Origin of the sequence: Burkholderia sp. Ax-1724, from assembly GCF_011752995.1 — a bacterium.
Classification (GTDB): domain Bacteria; phylum Pseudomonadota; class Gammaproteobacteria; order Burkholderiales; family Burkholderiaceae; genus Paraburkholderia.
On record NZ_VWWL01000015.1, the window covers coordinates 1 to 15,594 of the forward strand.

The 15,594-nt window shown below is 58.7% G+C and carries 12 protein-coding genes and 2 pseudogenes; 8 read left to right on the top strand and 6 right to left on the bottom strand.

The features are described 5' to 3' along the window. Nucleotides 1-169 precede the first annotated feature (169 nt). Nucleotides 170-943, top strand: a complete 774-nt coding sequence (locus F3J19_RS18445; RefSeq protein WP_240159065.1) for a hypothetical protein — start codon at nt 170-172, stop codon at nt 941-943. 8 nt (nt 944-951) lie between these two features. On the opposite strand, the gene F3J19_RS18450 is transcribed toward F3J19_RS18445, so the two are convergent. Genes F3J19_RS18450 through F3J19_RS18460 form a run of 3 tightly spaced genes read right to left on the bottom strand, consistent with a single transcriptional unit; the run spans nt 952 to nt 1,931 of the window. Then, complete coding sequence (locus F3J19_RS18450; RefSeq protein ID WP_167044005.1) at nt 952-1,227, bottom strand: BrnA antitoxin family protein; 276 nt, start codon at nt 1,225-1,227, stop codon at nt 952-954. Continuing rightward, entirely contained in the window at nt 1,199-1,480 is a 282-nt protein-coding gene (locus tag F3J19_RS18455; protein ID WP_167044008.1) for a BrnT family toxin, read from the bottom strand. Before F3J19_RS18455 ends, F3J19_RS18450 begins: the two co-directional genes overlap by 29 nt. A gap of 52 nt (nt 1,481-1,532) precedes the next feature. Then, on the bottom strand, nt 1,533-1,931 hold the full coding sequence (locus F3J19_RS18460; protein WP_167044011.1) for a hypothetical protein: 399 nt from the start codon (nt 1,929-1,931) through the stop codon (nt 1,533-1,535). 292 nt (nt 1,932-2,223) lie between these two features. Between F3J19_RS18460 and F3J19_RS18465 the strand changes: the two genes are divergently transcribed. Next, nucleotides 2,224-3,072 carry a glycosyltransferase family A protein gene (locus F3J19_RS18465; RefSeq protein WP_167044014.1) on the top strand — a complete coding sequence of 283 codons (849 nt, stop codon included), beginning with the start codon at nt 2,224-2,226 and terminating at the stop codon, nt 3,070-3,072. Nucleotides 3,073-3,769: 697 nt separating this feature from the next. On the opposite strand, the gene F3J19_RS18470 is transcribed toward F3J19_RS18465, so the two are convergent. Further along, nucleotides 3,770-4,036, bottom strand: coding sequence for a hypothetical protein (locus tag F3J19_RS18470; RefSeq protein ID WP_167044017.1), 267 nt, complete (start codon nt 4,034-4,036; stop codon nt 3,770-3,772). A 534-nt stretch (nt 4,037-4,570) separates the two neighbouring features. Here F3J19_RS18470 and F3J19_RS18475 point away from each other — a divergent pair. The 6 genes and pseudogenes from F3J19_RS18475 (at nt 4,571) to F3J19_RS18500 (ending at nt 14,605) form a co-directional block, all read left to right on the top strand. Then, entirely contained in the window at nt 4,571-6,106 is a 1,536-nt protein-coding gene (locus tag F3J19_RS18475; RefSeq protein ID WP_167044020.1) for a catalase, read from the top strand. Between the two features lie 167 nt (nt 6,107-6,273). Continuing rightward, on the top strand, nt 6,274-6,846 hold the full coding sequence (locus tag F3J19_RS18480; protein WP_240159066.1) for an ankyrin repeat domain-containing protein: 573 nt from the start codon (nt 6,274-6,276) through the stop codon (nt 6,844-6,846). 774 nt (nt 6,847-7,620) lie between these two features. Continuing rightward, entirely contained in the window at nt 7,621-9,129 is a 1,509-nt protein-coding gene (locus tag F3J19_RS18485; protein WP_167044027.1) for an ankyrin repeat domain-containing protein, read from the top strand. Nucleotides 9,130-9,357: 228 nt separating this feature from the next. Further along, nucleotides 9,358-11,033, top strand: a pseudogene (locus F3J19_RS18490) (site-specific integrase). Next, nucleotides 11,030-14,007: pseudogene (locus F3J19_RS18495) on the top strand (Tn3 family transposase). Before F3J19_RS18490 ends, F3J19_RS18495 begins: the two co-directional pseudogenes overlap by 4 nt. Nucleotides 14,008-14,131: 124 nt before the next feature. After that, nucleotides 14,132-14,605, top strand: a complete 474-nt coding sequence (locus F3J19_RS18500; protein ID WP_167044030.1) for a hypothetical protein — start codon at nt 14,132-14,134, stop codon at nt 14,603-14,605. Between the two features lie 83 nt (nt 14,606-14,688). On the opposite strand, the gene F3J19_RS18505 is transcribed toward F3J19_RS18500, so the two are convergent. Next, complete coding sequence (locus F3J19_RS18505; protein ID WP_167044033.1) at nt 14,689-15,141, bottom strand: GNAT family N-acetyltransferase; 453 nt, start codon at nt 15,139-15,141, stop codon at nt 14,689-14,691. Continuing rightward, nucleotides 15,138-15,539: an HrpB1 family type III secretion system apparatus protein gene (locus tag F3J19_RS18510; RefSeq protein WP_167044036.1), complete on the bottom strand. Its 402-nt coding sequence runs from the start codon at nt 15,537-15,539 to the stop codon at nt 15,138-15,140. The genes F3J19_RS18505 and F3J19_RS18510 overlap by 4 nt, the downstream gene beginning before the upstream one ends. Nucleotides 15,540-15,594: the final 55 nt, after the last annotated feature.

Genomic DNA, 15,594 nt, shown 5'->3' on the forward strand with positions numbered 1-15,594 from the left:
GCACGACACAGCCAAAGAAGGAGAGAAAGAAGACCCAAATACCCACTGAATAACACGAAAAGCTGGTCCAACGGGTGGGTCAGAATTCAATGCAAATCGTGGGTCAGGATTCCGTGCAAATCAACACATCGTGCGCACACAGCGATTTGAGGACGGGCAGCAAGAGGTCGTGGCGTTCAGTGTGGCCGTGCAACGGCGCTTTGACGAGCTGAGGCTGCGTCCTCGTGGACTGCGCGGCAAGCGTGAGAAGCTGGAAGGCGAGACCGATGACGATGTGACGGTGAAGGCGTCAAAGTCGCTGGAAACCTCGATAGAGCGTTCGCGCCGGATGATCCGTAAGCGCTGCAAGGCGATCCGCGCCGATCGGATGCTGACGCTGTCAACGCGTGCGAACGAGACACGCGCGGAAGTGTGGGCGAAGTGGTGGGACGAGTTTCGCAGGCGAATGAATCGCCTGAAGGATTTTCACTACGTGGCGGTACTTGAGCGGCAGGATCGGGGCGCGTGGCATATCCATGTCGCGGTGCATGGCCGGCAGAACTGGAAGCTGCTGCGCTCGATCTGGATGTCGGTCATCAGCAAGTCGGGTACGGATGGCGCGGTGAACGACAGCGTAGGTAACGGCAAGCGTAAGTGGCTGTTTCAACAGTGGGGTGGCAAGGGACGTGCATCGCGTCATCGGATTGCAACGTACATCGCCAAGTACGTTGGCAAGGGCGGCGACGCGTCGACGTTCAATAAGAAACGCTACTGGACCAGCAAGGGTATCGTGCTGCCAGAAACAATCACATACGCGCATCTCGGCCCGGAGTTGCGCGCAGCAGACGCAATCGCGGCTGCACATGAATGCGTGATCGCGAATGGCGCCGACTGCGGAGCTGCGCAACACTTCTGGAATGGCGGGATTGGCGTTTTCTGGATGGCTACGGGCAACACTGTCTAGTACATCTCTTATAGGGGATGAGTTGTAAGCCAGTCTCGAAGCGCGTTGTTCATGCGCGTTTGCCAGCCTTCGCCACTGTTCTTGAACCGTTCAATGATCTCGGCGTCGTATCGAATCGTGACGGCGATCTTTGGGTTGATGAGCTTTGGACGCCCGCCGCGTCGCTTCATCTGCGCAAACTGTTCGTCGGTCGGCTCGAACGTATCCGGATCGGCGGCGATACCGCGTGCGATCGCATCTTCTTCGGCCGGGGTGTTACGGCGTAGTTTGGATTGCTTGTTCATAACGTTCAATCTCTCGGTTGTTAGCCTTTCGCAAGCTAATGATCCTGAATGTTTCGCCGCGCTGCGTGAACACCACGCAGTAGAGGCGGGAGCTAATCACGGCGTAGCCGATTTCGCGTAGTTCGCCATAGTCCTTACGGTCATCAGGCGCGCACCAGACAGCGGTCCAGTCGATAAATTCGGCCAGCGCCAGTGGAACTCCGTGCTTGTCCTCGTTCGTGACGCTCTTGGGTCGGTCGTAGGTTGTCTTCATCAATTATTGTAGTTACGAAAACTAGGTTAATCAAAGGATTTTTGTAACTACGTTATTCGCGGGTTCCCGCATACATGGCGTCGTTGTTTGCACCCGGCACTGCCGGTGCGGACAGCTCGCTCCGTATGAGTGGACTGGCGTATAGCGATTCGTTCGCAGGCGGTCTTAACAGCCGCGCTGGAATGCTGGCCGGCTGCTGGATTCGGCGTTCGATCTCGGTGTATCCCATCTGGTCGCGCATTAGCTCCAGCTCGAGCGCGTCCAGGCGCAGCACGGCTACGGCCCATGGTGGAATGACGGCACGGCCATTCATCCAGTCCTTGATTGTGCGTTCGTGGCGTCCGAGCTTGCGGCACAGGTAGCGCATTGGCAGGTTGCCTACGTAGTGCAGGAATTCGGCTGACGACGCGGCGTTGTAGCGCGTGAGGATTTTTGGTTTGCGTTTTTTCATGGTGGTCTCGCGTGGGGATTACAGTCTGCGACCATGGATAAAAAAGCCGCTCATGGGAGCGGCTGTTTCGTTGTGTGACGCGAAGTGAGTTCGTATCTTTCATATAAATTACAACCAAAATTTTGGGTGATAATTAAGATTATGTAAAATTAAATAAAACCTCCCAATACCCCCCATCCGACACACCACACCCACCCAAACCACCCGACCCTCGCCAGCACATCAATCAGCTAGAATTCTTCAGAAGAAAGCCGCTAAAAAAGCGGCTCAAATAATAAAACTCAAATAGGCCATGTCTAAAGTCTCCATCGTCGTTCCCTGCTTCAATCAGGAAGCGTTCATTGCCGAAGCCCTCGAATCGGTGCTGGTGCAATCCTACGGCGACTGGGAATGCATCATCGTGAATGACGGCTCTACCGATGGCTCTGACGCCATTATTCGGCAATACGCAAAGAAGGATCGCCGGTTTCTGCCTTTTCTCAAGGATAACGGCGGCGTTGCTGCGGCTCGCAACTTTGGTTTTACTCAGGCGTGCGGCTCACTCTTTGTGCCGCTCGATGGCGACGACAAACTGCACCCGGACTATCTGCGCCGAGTCGTCGAGCGCTTCGAGGTCCAGCCCGATACCGTGCTCGTGTATACCGGCACGCAACGTTTTGGCGAGAGTCGCAAGGTGTGGCGCTTGCCAACATATAGCTACGAAAAGCTGCTCTGGCAAAACATGATCGTCAACACGGCTATTTACCGGCGTGAGGCGTTTCTGGCCGCGGGTGGCTACTCTCCGGAAATGATCTTCGGCTTTGAAGACTGGGAATTCTATGTACGACTTCTGAACCCCGAATCCAAAGTCCAATACATTGACGCGCCGCTGCTTTTCTATCGCATCAAGAAAAGCTCGCGATCGACTGAGCTGGTCGAAAGAGACAAGATCAAGGAGTCGCAGCGACTGATCTATGAGCGCAATCGCGCGAAGTATGCTCAGTATGAGGCCAATCCCATCAACGTCTTCGGCAAGTGCATGAAGGACTTCGCCCCTTCGTATACGGCGCGCTATAAGCGCCAGGCCTGCTACATGCACGCTGCGTACGGCATCGCGATTGCCTTTCTGCTCGCAACGGTGGGCGTACTGCTCACGCGCTAACATGAGCATCACAATCGCGCGCCTCGTTCGGGTAGTACGCCGAGGCCGGGAATATCTTTGTTGCCGGTTATCACCAGAGCGCGTGAGTCACTTTGGATAGTGCGCGCGGAATGAACAGGCACGAGCATGGCGAAGACGACAAAGTGCCGGCCTGCGAGGGACGTGTGTCCACGAGGCTATCCACGCGCGATAACCTTCACTACGCCTCGATTCATTAAACATCAGGTGCATGCATGACGAATGCACGGTGTAAAGATCGAATAGTCGTCAGCGCAATAGCAAATCACTTATGCACATGCAAGTGTACGAGTGTCCCCAATTCGCGCTTCCTGCAAATGCGAATAGTCGTTCATATATACGAAGCTCGATTTGATTTCCTTAGAGGCGCAAGCAAACCTTGGCGGCCGCCATGCTGCCATTGACGCTGGCGTCTACAACGAGAACGGCTGGCTTGCCGGACTCCTGTTTTGCGGCGAATTGCAAGTCAACTTGTATATGGCAGTGTTCTCTATTCACGCTTTCTGAGAATACGAATAGTAGTTCTTATACGAGGAACTCGATTTTAGATAGGCCCCACCGTCAAATTCTTGGCGAGCGCGTAGCGCTCATCCTTGGCACGAGAAACGGATGCCGACATGCACTTCACCGCCACGCTGTAGATGCTCTCGCGCAAATTCGATGCGAGTGATGAGATTCTCTACGTCATCCCGCTCGCAACCCAGGTACGGATTCGTTCGTTGATGTCCTGCAATTGTCGCAGCGACGCACGGCGCATCATGTCAGCGATTTGGCCCGGTGGAATGTTGGTGAGTGCCGATACCGTGGCGTTCAGCCTCGCCTGGAATTCGCGTACGCGTTCGCCGCTGTCCCGGCGATACTCCGGCGACTGGGGATGGGCCGGATTCGCTGACCGTCCGGGATCCGTCGGCGAATAGGGCGTGGCGGGTAGATTGCTGGTACGCATGGCGAAAGACACGGGTTCAAAGTTGAGTCGAATGTACTCGCGTCAGTCGACTACGCGGTTCTTGCGGCGAAGCGCGGTCGCGTATTCCGAAGGGGCGTGAGCCGAATAAGATGTGCGTCCGGTTCCGCCGGCTCTATTGCATTCTCGTCAAATGTACAAGGTTAACTTTGTCCGCTTTTGTGACACGTAAGCTATCGGGGCGCCGTTTCCGCTTGTGCGTGGGTGCCGGCACGCTCATCGCAACAATCACATCGAGAATGAATGGGTTGCGGCGAATGCCAAGCATAAAGATCAGCCAAGTCGCCAACGCAATAGCAAGTCAATTTGCATATACCAGTGCTCGAGTGTTCTCTATTAAAGCATTTCTGAAAAATGCGAATAGTATTTTTTATGCGAGAAGCTCGCGTTGATTTGCCTGGATTCGCAAGCAACTATCGCGTCAATTTCGATTTTCAATTGGACGCCAGTCGGTCCTTTTCGTCTAATTAAGCGGATTTTTAAGTAGCCGAAAATTGACGCCGGAGAACAATCGAAATGTCAGAAAGAACGAAGCGAATCGCGAAGAGTCTCGTGGCCGCAACCTGCGCCGCGATGATGTCGTCTCCCTATGCCGCCGATATGACGCGCGATAACGGATCGCCGGTTGGCGACAACCAGAACTCGCAGACGGCCGGACCGGAAGGTCCGGACACGCTGCAAGACTCGCATCTGATCGAAAAACTGCAGCGCTTCGATCGTGAGCGTATTCCCGAGCGCGTCGTGCACGCGCGCGGCACCGGCGCTTTCGGCGACTTCGAGAGCACTGCCGATATCAACGACCTGTCGATCGCGCAAGTGTTCAAGCCCGGCACGAAAACACCTGTTTTCGTGCGCTTTTCGACGGTCATGGGCTATCGCGGCTCGCCGGAGCAGGCACGTGACCCGCGTGGCTTCGCGATCAAGTTCTACACGACCCAGGGTAATTGGGATCTGGTGGGCATCAACATGCCGATCTTCTTTATTCGCGATGCCATCAAGTTTCCCGACTTCGTGCATGCCAACAAGCCGAGTGCCGTGACGGGCGTTCAGGACGCTAACCTCGCGTTCGACTTCTTCTCGCATGCGCCCGAAGCGACGAACATGCTCACGCACCTGTACACCACGGAAGGCATGCCGGATTCGTATCGCCACATGGACGGCTATGGCGTGCATGCGTTCAAGCTTGTCAACGCGCAGGGCCAGGTGCACTACGTGAAGTTCCACTTCAGGAGCGAGCAAGGCATGCATGGTATCCGCCCGCAGGATATCCCCGGCTCGATCGGCGCGGACTGGAACCTGATGACGAACGATCTGTACCACGCAATCAAAGCGGGAGACGATCCGAAATGGGACCTGTATATCCAGGTGCTGAATCCGCAGGACCTGAACAAGTCCGACTATGACGCGCTCGACGACACGAAGATCTGGAGCAATGTGCCCGAGCGCAAGATCGGCACGCTGACCCTCAATCGCGTACCGGATAACTACTTCGAAAGCACCGAGGAATCGGCGTTCGCGCCGTCGCGGATGGTGCCTGGTATCGAGCCGTCCGAGGACCGCATGCTGCAAGGCCGGATGTTTGCCTATGCGGATACGCAGATGTACCGTCTCGGCGCGAACTTCAATAGCCTGCCGATCAATCGCCCGCGCGTGCCGGTTGTGAACAACAACCAGGACGGCAAGATGAACTTCGGCGACCGCAAGGGCGAAGTGAATTACGAGCCTTCCACGCTCGGCGAGATTCCCCAGGACCCACGCTACAAGTACGTGCAGACGCCGCTTTCCGGCACGACTCAGCAAATGGCGATCCGCAAGACGCTCAACTTCCGGCAGGCGGGTGAGTACTACCGCACCCTTTCCGAGCAGGACAAGCAGGATCTGGTGACGGCGCTGTCCGGCGACCTGAACCACGTGACCAACGACACGAACAAGTACACGATGCTCTCGTACTTCTACAAGGCCGATGCGGATTACGGCAGCCGTCTGGTAGATGCGACGCACGCGGACTTGCCGCGCGTGAAAATGCTTGCCTCGAAGCTTTCGGATAAATAGCCGCTAGAAAACGGCGGAGACGGCTGTATGGTCTCCGCCGGTTCAAGGTGTATTAAGGCTTGAAGTTGTGCCGCCTATTCAAGCGGAGAATCATTGCGATGAACCCCTTCCGATCTATTCTGCCCCCTGTGCTTCGCGTGATGGCCATGGCCTGCGTGGCCGTTGCCATGGCAGGTTGCGCATCGACACCGGTGGCCGCGACTACCGGTGCTCACCCGGAGCTGCGCCGCTACGACGAAGAATGGTTCGACGCGGCGCGTATCGGACGCGTCGATATTCTGCAGACGCTCGTTGCCGCGGGCTACCCGATCGATGCGACGACGCACGAGGGCTATACGGCGGTGATACTCGCGGCCTACCGGCATCAGCCTGAGGCACTCGAGTATCTGCTGCGCACGGGCGCGAATGCATGCACGGGTGACCAGCACGGCAATACCGCGCTGATGGGCGTTCTCTTCAAAGGAGATACGGCTCTGGCCAGGCGCCTGATCCAGACGCACTGTCCGATCGATCAGACCAACAATGCCGGCGAAACGGCGCTCGCCTTCGCCGCGTTGTTTGGACGGGTCGATCTGGTGCCGCAACTCGTCGCGCACGGAGCGAATCTCGAGCATGCCGACGAGCTCGGACGGACCGCGTTGCAGATCGCGGTTCAGCAAGGTAATGCCACGACCATTGCCGCATTGGAAAAGGCCGGCGCGCAGCACGTTCCCGATCCGGCGATGTACAACCATCCTTGAAATCAGAACGCGAATCCGTTCGCTTCGGATCTTGCACCGGCTTTTCGCCTCACCGGATCGTTGCGCTTCGCACGCCGAATACATTGTGTCTCCGGCACAGAGGTTTGCCCGTTCCGCAACGATATAGAGAACACCTATGCCTACCCGTTCTATCCGTGGGAACAGCCAGACCCGCTCCCCTGCCGGCAAACACTTTGAGAACGACTCCCCTGCCCGCCAGAGCGAGACTTCAGCACGATCCGGCGTACGTCGTATGCCGGAACTCCTGACTCGATTGGGCGAGAAAAAAGCTCCGCGTCCTGAATCTACAACGGGTAAGGTCCCGGTCAAGCGGGTACAGACAAACGACACGGTCGAACCGACCAGAGGGTCGGCCGGGATTCGCAAAAAATCCGCCACACCTCGACATAAAATGATGATTCAAATGGGAAATTGACTGCCTGATTGGTCAAGGGAGCCGAGCAGATCGTTCCCAGGCTGCTGATGTGCCCCGTACGGCGAAAGCACCTCGACAACATTATTGAGCAAGTTGAGATTGAAGCGGAAGTATCGGTGTAATGGGCAATTGCCACTCGACGCGGGGGCAACGAAAGCCGTGGAACGGTGATTTGTTCTCCTTTCTCGCTCATAAGTAACCCATCGGTTCGCGAACAGAGTTGGAGGTTCGCCACCAAGAAGCCCATCGGCAATGGATGCCGGCAAACTCGGCGTGCGGCTGGTTTCGTCGTCTTCACGTGTCATTGAGGATAGGCTAGCCATGCCCCTGATGCTGCCGTGTCAATACTGTTCACCGCCATGAAATCCCGAGAAACCTCAGCTTCCAGTTCCCAGTTTCCCAGCACACCCTCGGCCTCGAACGAGGCTTGTGCCCGCGAATCGCTTACGGGGACATCATCTCAAGCGCGGCCGCAGGCATCGGGGGCGCTGTCTCGGCTCATGCAGATGCGGCGACAGCGTGGCAGCGCGTCCGAAGCTCCGCCGCCGAAGGCCCATTCGGCGGCACCTGCTGACTTACGGCTGCATGCCGCAGTAAGGCGCGCCGATGCTACTGCCATACGCGAGCTTGTCGATTCAGGCCTGAAACCCGTTCACCTGAACGATAACCGTCAGACACCGCTCGACGTGCTCGACTCAATGGCTCTCGATGTGGCGTCGAGCCAGCTAATCCGTAGTGCGTTGTTGCACTCCCAGAACGAATCGGCGCCGCTTGGCTACGTCAAGCCGGAAGCGTTCCACGGGAGTCCATGGGGCTTCGAGATTCTGCTGTCGGGTGAATTGAGGGGGGGAGTCAATGATACGAAGGGCGGCACGCAATCCCTCGAAGGCAAGGTGTTCTTCTCCGACCGAACACCGACGTCGCCCAGCGAGCCGACCACACGCACCGACTTGCGCAAAAACGCTCGCATTTATTCGAACGGCTCTGGGTGGAAGGCCACCACCGCAAGTAGCCGCGGATTCCAGTATCGGATGGTGCAAGCCATGCTTGAGGGCATAAAGCAGAAAGCGCCGCTGAATATGCAGGGTGCGCCTGAAACGATCGAGGCGCAAACCGCGGACGATATTTGGCCACAGATTGTCGGTCATTTGGGACAGGTATTTCACAAGACCGGGTCGTTCGAAGGACCCGAGTTCGAGCACGCTACCATGAATAAAATGTTTGAGGCGATACAACTCCCGTCCTCGCTCACGCTTAAAGTCGCGCAAACGCCTAGCCACGTGGTTCAGGGACGAGAACTATATGAACTTTATGGACGGGCAGCCACGCAGTTGAAGCAACAGTTCGAAAACGGCAAGACACCGTTTCTTGCCGTGATCAACGAGGGACGTATGGTGCCGGTGGTGTTTGGCTTCGAGAAAGTGTCTGGCCTGCAATCCCACACTATTGAGTACATGCCTCCCAAGGGTCCCAAAAGCTATTCTTACCAGAGCGCAAATCATCCGCTAACGGGCTCCGACGCGGGCGGCAAGCTGAAAGAGATCGAGGTGCGCGACCTGGAGGACCTTGCAACTCTCAGCCTTGCCTGCCTGGCGCGTGGCGTAGCGATCCCCGAGGACGCAACCATTCGTCTGAAGAAACGGGCACTTCGAGCGCCGAAGGCCCACTATTTGACGTCAACCCAACGGGCGCAGTTCGAGGCGGCAATCATTGGGGCGTTGTCTCACAAGACGGGAAATTCCCCCAAAGAAATGCGTTCCGTCATCGAGAATGCGTCGATTGAGCAGTTGCAAGTATTTAATGCATATCTGAGAAGTCTGCCATTGACGAAGTTCTCTGTTGCTTGACGACACGTTATCGAGTCGGCGTCGCAACGTTTCCTGCAGTGCAGTGGCGAGGAGTATGCGATACGCCGTTGGACTCGGGTAGTGGGCAAGTGCAATGGCGGCAATCGGCATCTATGTCGCTAACTTATATTAGCGATAGGGGTATATTTTCTTGCCAAACTGCCAGTTTACGAAACGCGTCACGTCCGGCCGTCATGCCACTGTCATCCCGGCACCTATAATTTCTGGATGCCCATCTCACACCCGCTGCCCTTTCCCGACTCTGCGTCTCTGGCTGCATTGCGCACCTGGTACGCAGGCGTCGGCTCGCGCGAAGCCGTCGAACACTATTGTCCCGAGCAGCTCGGCGACGGGAAATCGGCCCGCGGCGTGATTGGTTGTATCCGACGCCAACTCATCGATTTTGCCGTCAGTCGTCATCGCGACGATCTGGCGAAACTGTTTCAGTGCGAAGCAGGCGAACGGACTCGTCACTGCAAGGCAGTGGCGAGCGCCATAGACGTGCTGCCATCGCTACTGATACCGCACCCAAAGATCAGCGACCCAATCGATGCGTGGCTGCCGTCCCGGGCCGTCGCCGCGTTGCGTGCGCACGGCATCAGGACGCTGGCAGACCTGACAGTGCGAATTCCCCGTCGCCGTCGCTGGTGGCTCGCCATTCCCAGTCTCGGGGAGCGCAGTGCCCGCCGGGTCGAAGCCTTTTTGCGGCTTATCCCGCGCTGACGGAGCGGGCTCGTGCGCTGATCGTGGCGGCCACCCCGGAATCCGTGACGCCGTGGGAAAACATCCGCGTCCCGCATGACGTCGACGGTTCGCACGGCATCTTCCGTGCGCCGAAGTCGATGTGCGCACTTGAGGCCAATAACGATTATCAGGCTATCAACGCCTGGCTCGACCGGCACGAAGCCACGGAAACGCAGCGCGCCTATCGCAGGGAAGCCGAACGCCTGCTGCTCTGGGCGATCCTCGAGCGCGGCCGCGCCTTGTCGTCGCTGACGAGTGAAGATGCGACCACCTATCGCACTTTCCTGCGTCACCCCACGCCGCGCGCCCGGTGGGTCGCACCAGCGCGGCCGCGGTCGTCGTCCGAATGGCGGCCGTTCACGGGCGCACTGTCGCCGGACTCCATCGCCTACGCACTATCGGTGCTGGGTGCAATGTTTCGCTGGCTTATCGAGCAACGGTATGTGCTGGCCAATCCGTTTGCGGGCCTCAAAGTACGCGGCGCGCCGCACAACGGTGAATTGAACATCGCCCGCGCCTTCACGGCTGGAGAGTGGGAGTTGGTACGAACGATTGCCGATGGGCTGGAATGGTCCCATGACTGGACGACACCGGCCGCGCAGCGTCTGCGCTTCGTACTCGATTTCGGTTACGGAACCGGCCTTCGGGCAGCCGAACTGGTTGGCGTCACGCTCGGCGGTATCGAAATCGGCGCGCGCGGCGAGCGATGGCTGCATCTGACCGGCAAGGGCGCGAAGATCGGCAAGGTTGTGCTGCCGCCACTCGCGCGTTTCGCGCTTGATCAGTACCTGGTGCAACGCGGCCTGACCGTGAACCCGGCGCGATGGCCGCCGAATACGCCACTGCTCGGGCATCTCGATGCACCCGGCGGAATCACCACGCCGCGATTGAGGGAGATTCTGCGCCGGTTCTTTCACGCGGCTGCCGACAGCATCGAAGTCGATCACCCAGCACTCGCCGGCAAGCTGCGGCGCGCAACGCCACATTGGATGCGCCACACGCACGCCACCCATGCGCTGGCGAATGGCGCTACGCTCACGACCGTGCGCGACAACCTGCGTCACGCGTCGATTACCACGACCTCGGTCTACCTGGACGACGACGAGGTCCAGCGCATGCGGCAGATCGAGGGAATCTTCGCGCGGCGCAGAGCAAGGTGACGATCGCTCACGATCCGATCTATCCGGCGCTGCCGGCAGCGCCAAGTGCTGCGGAGCTCGACGCATTCACACCGACTGCAGCCGAAATGCGTTACGTACGCCGCCAGGTCCGCCAGGAGTCGACCACAGTGCTGCTCATGGCGCAGATGAAGCTGCTGCAGCGGCTCGGCTATTTCCCAATGCTAGTCGACGTACCGACCGTGATCATCGACCACCTTCGCGCCGCGCTTCGTGCGGGTCCGCTACCGCGAGCGGTCATCGCGCGCTACGATCAGTCCGGTGCGCGAATTCGGCACCAGAAGCTGCTGCGCGACCATCTGGGCATACACCCGTTCGGCGGCGACGAAATCGGATGGCTGACCGACCTCGCGCGCGAGGCCGCGCAAACGAAAGCCGAGCTGCCTGACATCGTTAATGTCCTGATCGAGGAACTGGTGCGGCGTCGCTACGAGCTGCCGCCGCTCGCGCTGCTGCAACGAATTGCCACACAGGGGCGTCGTGCCGTCAACGAGGCGATCTACCGGGCCATCGGCGGCCAACTCGATGGCGCGTTGCGGACTCGCCTCGACGCGTTGCTGGTCACCAAAGGCGGCAAATCCGGCTGGGAGGAGCTCAAACGTGAACCGAAGAAGCCAACCACGCGCGCCGTTGCGGCCTTCCTGAAACACATCGACGGCATCCGGGCGCTCGCCGACGGATTGCCGCCACTGCCATCGATGCTGTCGGCCAGCAAACGCGAACAGCTCGTGATCGAGGCGCGTGCGCTCGACGTTGCGGAATTGCGCTCGCTGCGGACCAACAAGCGCTATGCGCTTGCCGTCCTGTTTATCCAGGCGCAGCTTCAGAAGGCGCTTGACGACGTTGCCGAGATCTTCATCAAGCTCATGCGCAAGTATGAAGTCTATGCGAAGACGGGGCTGCAAAAATACCGGCTCGACCACGCGGAGGCGGTCGACGGCCTGGTCGGGCAATTCCGGGACGTACTGCAAATCCTGCAAGACGACGAGGTGCCGGAGCGCAAGCGCTTGGCGCAAATTCGTGCGGCACTCGGTGATCCGGCCGCGACGCTCGCGCAGTGTAATGATCACATCGCCTACGCCGGTAATTTCGATCTACCGTTCATGCTCGTGCCGTACAAAACCCAGCGCTCGCTGCTGTTCCAGTGCCTCGATGCGCTGCCATTGCGCTCGAGCTCGCAGGACCGCGCGGTGCTGATCGCGCTCGCGTGGCTGCAGGGCTTCAGGGCGGCCCACCGCGAATACCTGTTGCTGACCGAGACCGACCTCGCTAACCTGCCGCTCGAATGGATGCCGGAGAAATGGACGCGTGCCGTATTTCCACACGGCCGGGACAGCCGCATGCTGCATCGGCGCTTCTTCGAGCTGTGCGTGTTCCACCAGATCATGCGCGAGTTGAATTCGGGTGATCTCTTTGTCGAGGCCAGCGATCGCTACGACGATTATCGGATCCACCTGGTCTCCGACGAAATATTCCAGCGCGAACTACCGCGCTACTGCGAGACCATCGGCTTGCCGACGGACGCCAAGACCTTCGTGAAGGCGTTGCGCGATCAACTGAGCGTGGCACTCGACGACACCGATGCCCGGTTTCCGGAGAACGACAGCGTCGAGTTTGGCAACGACGGGCTAATCATCCACAAGCCCGGCAAGGAGCCCGAGCCGCCGAACATTACCCTAATCGATCAGGCCATCAAGGCGTCGATGCCCGAAGTCAGTATCCTGGATCTCCTCACCGAAACCGAGCAGTGGCTCGACCTGCACAAGCTGTTCGGGCCGCTATCCGGCTTCGACGCCAAGCTCGACGAGCCGCGCAAGCGTTTCATCAGCACGCTGTTCTGCTACGGCTGCAATCTCGGCCCGAGCCAGACCGCTAAGTCGGTAAAGGGGCTGAGCCGCAAGCAGGTCGCATGGCTGAACCTGAAGCACGTCACCGAGGAGCGACTCGACAAGGCAATCGTGAAGGTGATCAACGCGTACAATCAGTTCGCGTTGCCGAAATACTGGGGCAGCGGCAAGCGCGCGTCGGCCGACGGCACCAAGTGGAGTCTATACGAGCAGAATCTGCTGTCCGAATACCACATCCGGTATGGCGGCTACGGCGGGATCGGCTACTATCATGTGTCGGACATGTACATCGCGCTGTTCAGCCACTTCATCCCGTGTGGCGTGCATGAAGCGGTCTATATTCTCGACGGACTGATTGAGAATGGCGCCGACATTAAGCCCGTACGATCCACGGCGATACGCAGGCGCAGAGTGGCGCCGTGTTCGGTCTGTCGTACGTGATGGGCATCGATCTGATGCCGCGCATGCGCAACATCAAGGACCTCGTCCTGTACAAGGCCGACAAGCGCCGCAAGTACGAGAACATCGACAGCCTGTGTCGGCAGACGATCGACTGGAATCTGATCGAGCGGCACTATGCCGACATGATGCGCGTCGCGGTGTCGATCTAGGCGGGCAAGATGACGCCGTCGACGATCCTGCGCCGGCTTGGCTCAGAAAGCACAAAGAATAAACTGTACTTCGCGTTTCGCGAATTCGGGCGCGTAGTACGGACGTTGTTCCTGCTCAAGTACCTGAACGACCCGGAGCTGCACCGCACGATCCACGCACAGACGAACAAGAGCGAGCAGTTCAACGACTTCACGCAATGGTTGATGTTCGGCGGCGAAGGCGTGATCGCCGAGAACCTGCGGCACGAGCAGCGCAAGATCATCAAGTACAACCACCTGGTCGCGAACATGGTGATCCTGTACAACGTGCAGTGGATGTCGCGCAAGCTGAAGGAGTTGCAGGAGAAAGGGCATCCGATCGACGCCGAGGTGCTCCGGAGCCTGTCGCCGTATCGGCACGAGCACATCAACCGGCTCGGCGACTATCTGCTGGACCTGCTGCGGCCCGTTTTACCGCTCGACCCGACCATCGATTTCGCCTTTAAATCAGCAGCTTAGGTCGAGATGTGGCGGATTTTTTACGAATCCCGGCCATACCTCGACCAGGCCCATCACCGAACAGGAAGACTGTATCTCTCGCTTCGAGGAATGGTCTAACTCGCTTCCCAAGGATGAATCGAAGATGGCGCGATTCGTGACGAGAGTCACGACGAAAGCTTCGGAAAAACTTCGACACGCGCCAGCACGCCAGGAAGGGGAGCTCTTCTTTGTCACGCGTCTTTCCGAAGAGGGGCACCAGGGGCATGTCATACGTAACCAGTTTATTCCGTCACGGCGTCAGCTCAATAGCGGACATCTCCTCATCGCTAACGCCAACGATAAGGAAAAGCAGCGCTGGTATTTCTATCCCAACAGCGATCATCCGTTCGCTCCGGAGTCCGCTCAGGACCAACACGCCCGGCCTGGCAAACTGATGGTGATGGACGCCAGCGGGAGCACCGTGGCACAGGAGAACTTCACGCCTTCCAGATCACAACTGGAGAGCGGGAAATATTTTCTCGATCATCACGAAGGCGTCAACAACTGGTACTTGATAGACGACTTCGCGAGCGTCTTCCCGGACGCCGTGACAGATCAGCCTGAGCAACAGGGCTGAAGCGCTTTCAAGCATACGAAGCGTGGCTCACTGCAGCTATCTTCAGGCATGCAAAGCAATGAGTCACAATCGGAGCGTGTCCGTCACGCTCCCTGAACCGCCGAACACCGCTGCTTCCGCGCAAGACCGCGTGCATCGACTTCGTGCACGCGCAGTCGATGCACGACTTCGCTGTCCTCGATGCCGAGCCGCTGCCAGCCGCAGTGTTCGATAAACCTGAGCGCCTTCGGGTTGTCGGCCGGCGTGCGCAGCAGGATCTCGTCCTTGAGGCTGAAGAGCCACGCGAGCGTCGGCCCGAGCAGCAAGCCCCAACGGCCGTGATGCGACGGCAGCACCGCGATGTGTGCCGATTCGCCGTCGAAGATCACGCCGCCGATCGGCTGCCCCGCTTCCTCGAAGCCGACCGACGGGCAGTCCGCATAGAACGCCGCGAACACCTCGCGCGTCACCACGCTCAGCATCGCCTCGGACGCACTGCTTCGCTCCGCGTCGTAGTAGACGTTCAGATCCACCCGTTCGGTCAAGCGCAGGTTCATGACGCGCTCGCGAGCAAGCCGGTCGGCTCCGGCTGTTCCAGCAGATGAGTCATCGCACACCGGATGTGCTCGTGCGGAGAGTTCTCCACCAGGTCAGCCGCGCGGCCCTTCCAGTTCGGGTCCTGCAGGAAGAACAGGCACAGGACCCGCAGATCCGGACGGAAATCCTCGTCGAATTCGTTCAGCAGATGCAGCGCGTTCAACGCCCAGCCGCGCTGGATCGCGATCAGCACGCGGAACACGACGACATCCTCCTGCTCCATCGAAACGCGGTTTTCCTGCGCGAGCGTCTCGAGACAGGCCTGCGCCTTGTCCAGTTCGTCGTCGCCCAGCGCGTGCAGCATGCCCAGCGTCAGCGAGATGCGTCGCTCGCGGGCTTCATCGATTGCTTCGTTCATGGTCTTTCTCCTCGCGGCCTCGCCGTCGCGTCGATACGTATCGATCCGTGCCGAC

Bases quoted from the DNA above. Each gene is read 5' to 3' on its own strand.
- F3J19_RS18450 (WP_167044005.1), bottom strand. From the start codon at position 1,227: ATGAACAAGCAATCCAAACTACGCCGTAACACCCCGGCCGAAGAAGAT.
- F3J19_RS18455 (WP_167044008.1), bottom strand. From the start codon at position 1,480: ATGAAGACAACCTACGACCGACCCAAGAGCGTCACGAACGAGGACAAG.
- F3J19_RS18460 (WP_167044011.1), bottom strand. From the start codon at position 1,931: ATGAAAAAACGCAAACCAAAAATCCTCACGCGCTACAACGCCGCGTCG.
- F3J19_RS18465 (WP_167044014.1), top strand. From the start codon at position 2,224: ATGTCTAAAGTCTCCATCGTCGTTCCCTGCTTCAATCAGGAAGCGTTC.
- F3J19_RS18470 (WP_167044017.1), bottom strand. From the start codon at position 4,036: ATGCGTACCAGCAATCTACCCGCCACGCCCTATTCGCCGACGGATCCC.
- F3J19_RS18475 (WP_167044020.1), top strand. From the start codon at position 4,571: ATGTCAGAAAGAACGAAGCGAATCGCGAAGAGTCTCGTGGCCGCAACC.
- F3J19_RS18480 (WP_240159066.1), top strand. From the start codon at position 6,274: ATGGCAGGTTGCGCATCGACACCGGTGGCCGCGACTACCGGTGCTCAC.
- F3J19_RS18500 (WP_167044030.1), top strand. From the start codon at position 14,132: ATGGCGCGATTCGTGACGAGAGTCACGACGAAAGCTTCGGAAAAACTT.
- F3J19_RS18505 (WP_167044033.1), bottom strand. From the start codon at position 15,141: ATGAACCTGCGCTTGACCGAACGGGTGGATCTGAACGTCTACTACGAC.
- F3J19_RS18510 (WP_167044036.1), bottom strand. From the start codon at position 15,539: ATGAACGAAGCAATCGATGAAGCCCGCGAGCGACGCATCTCGCTGACG.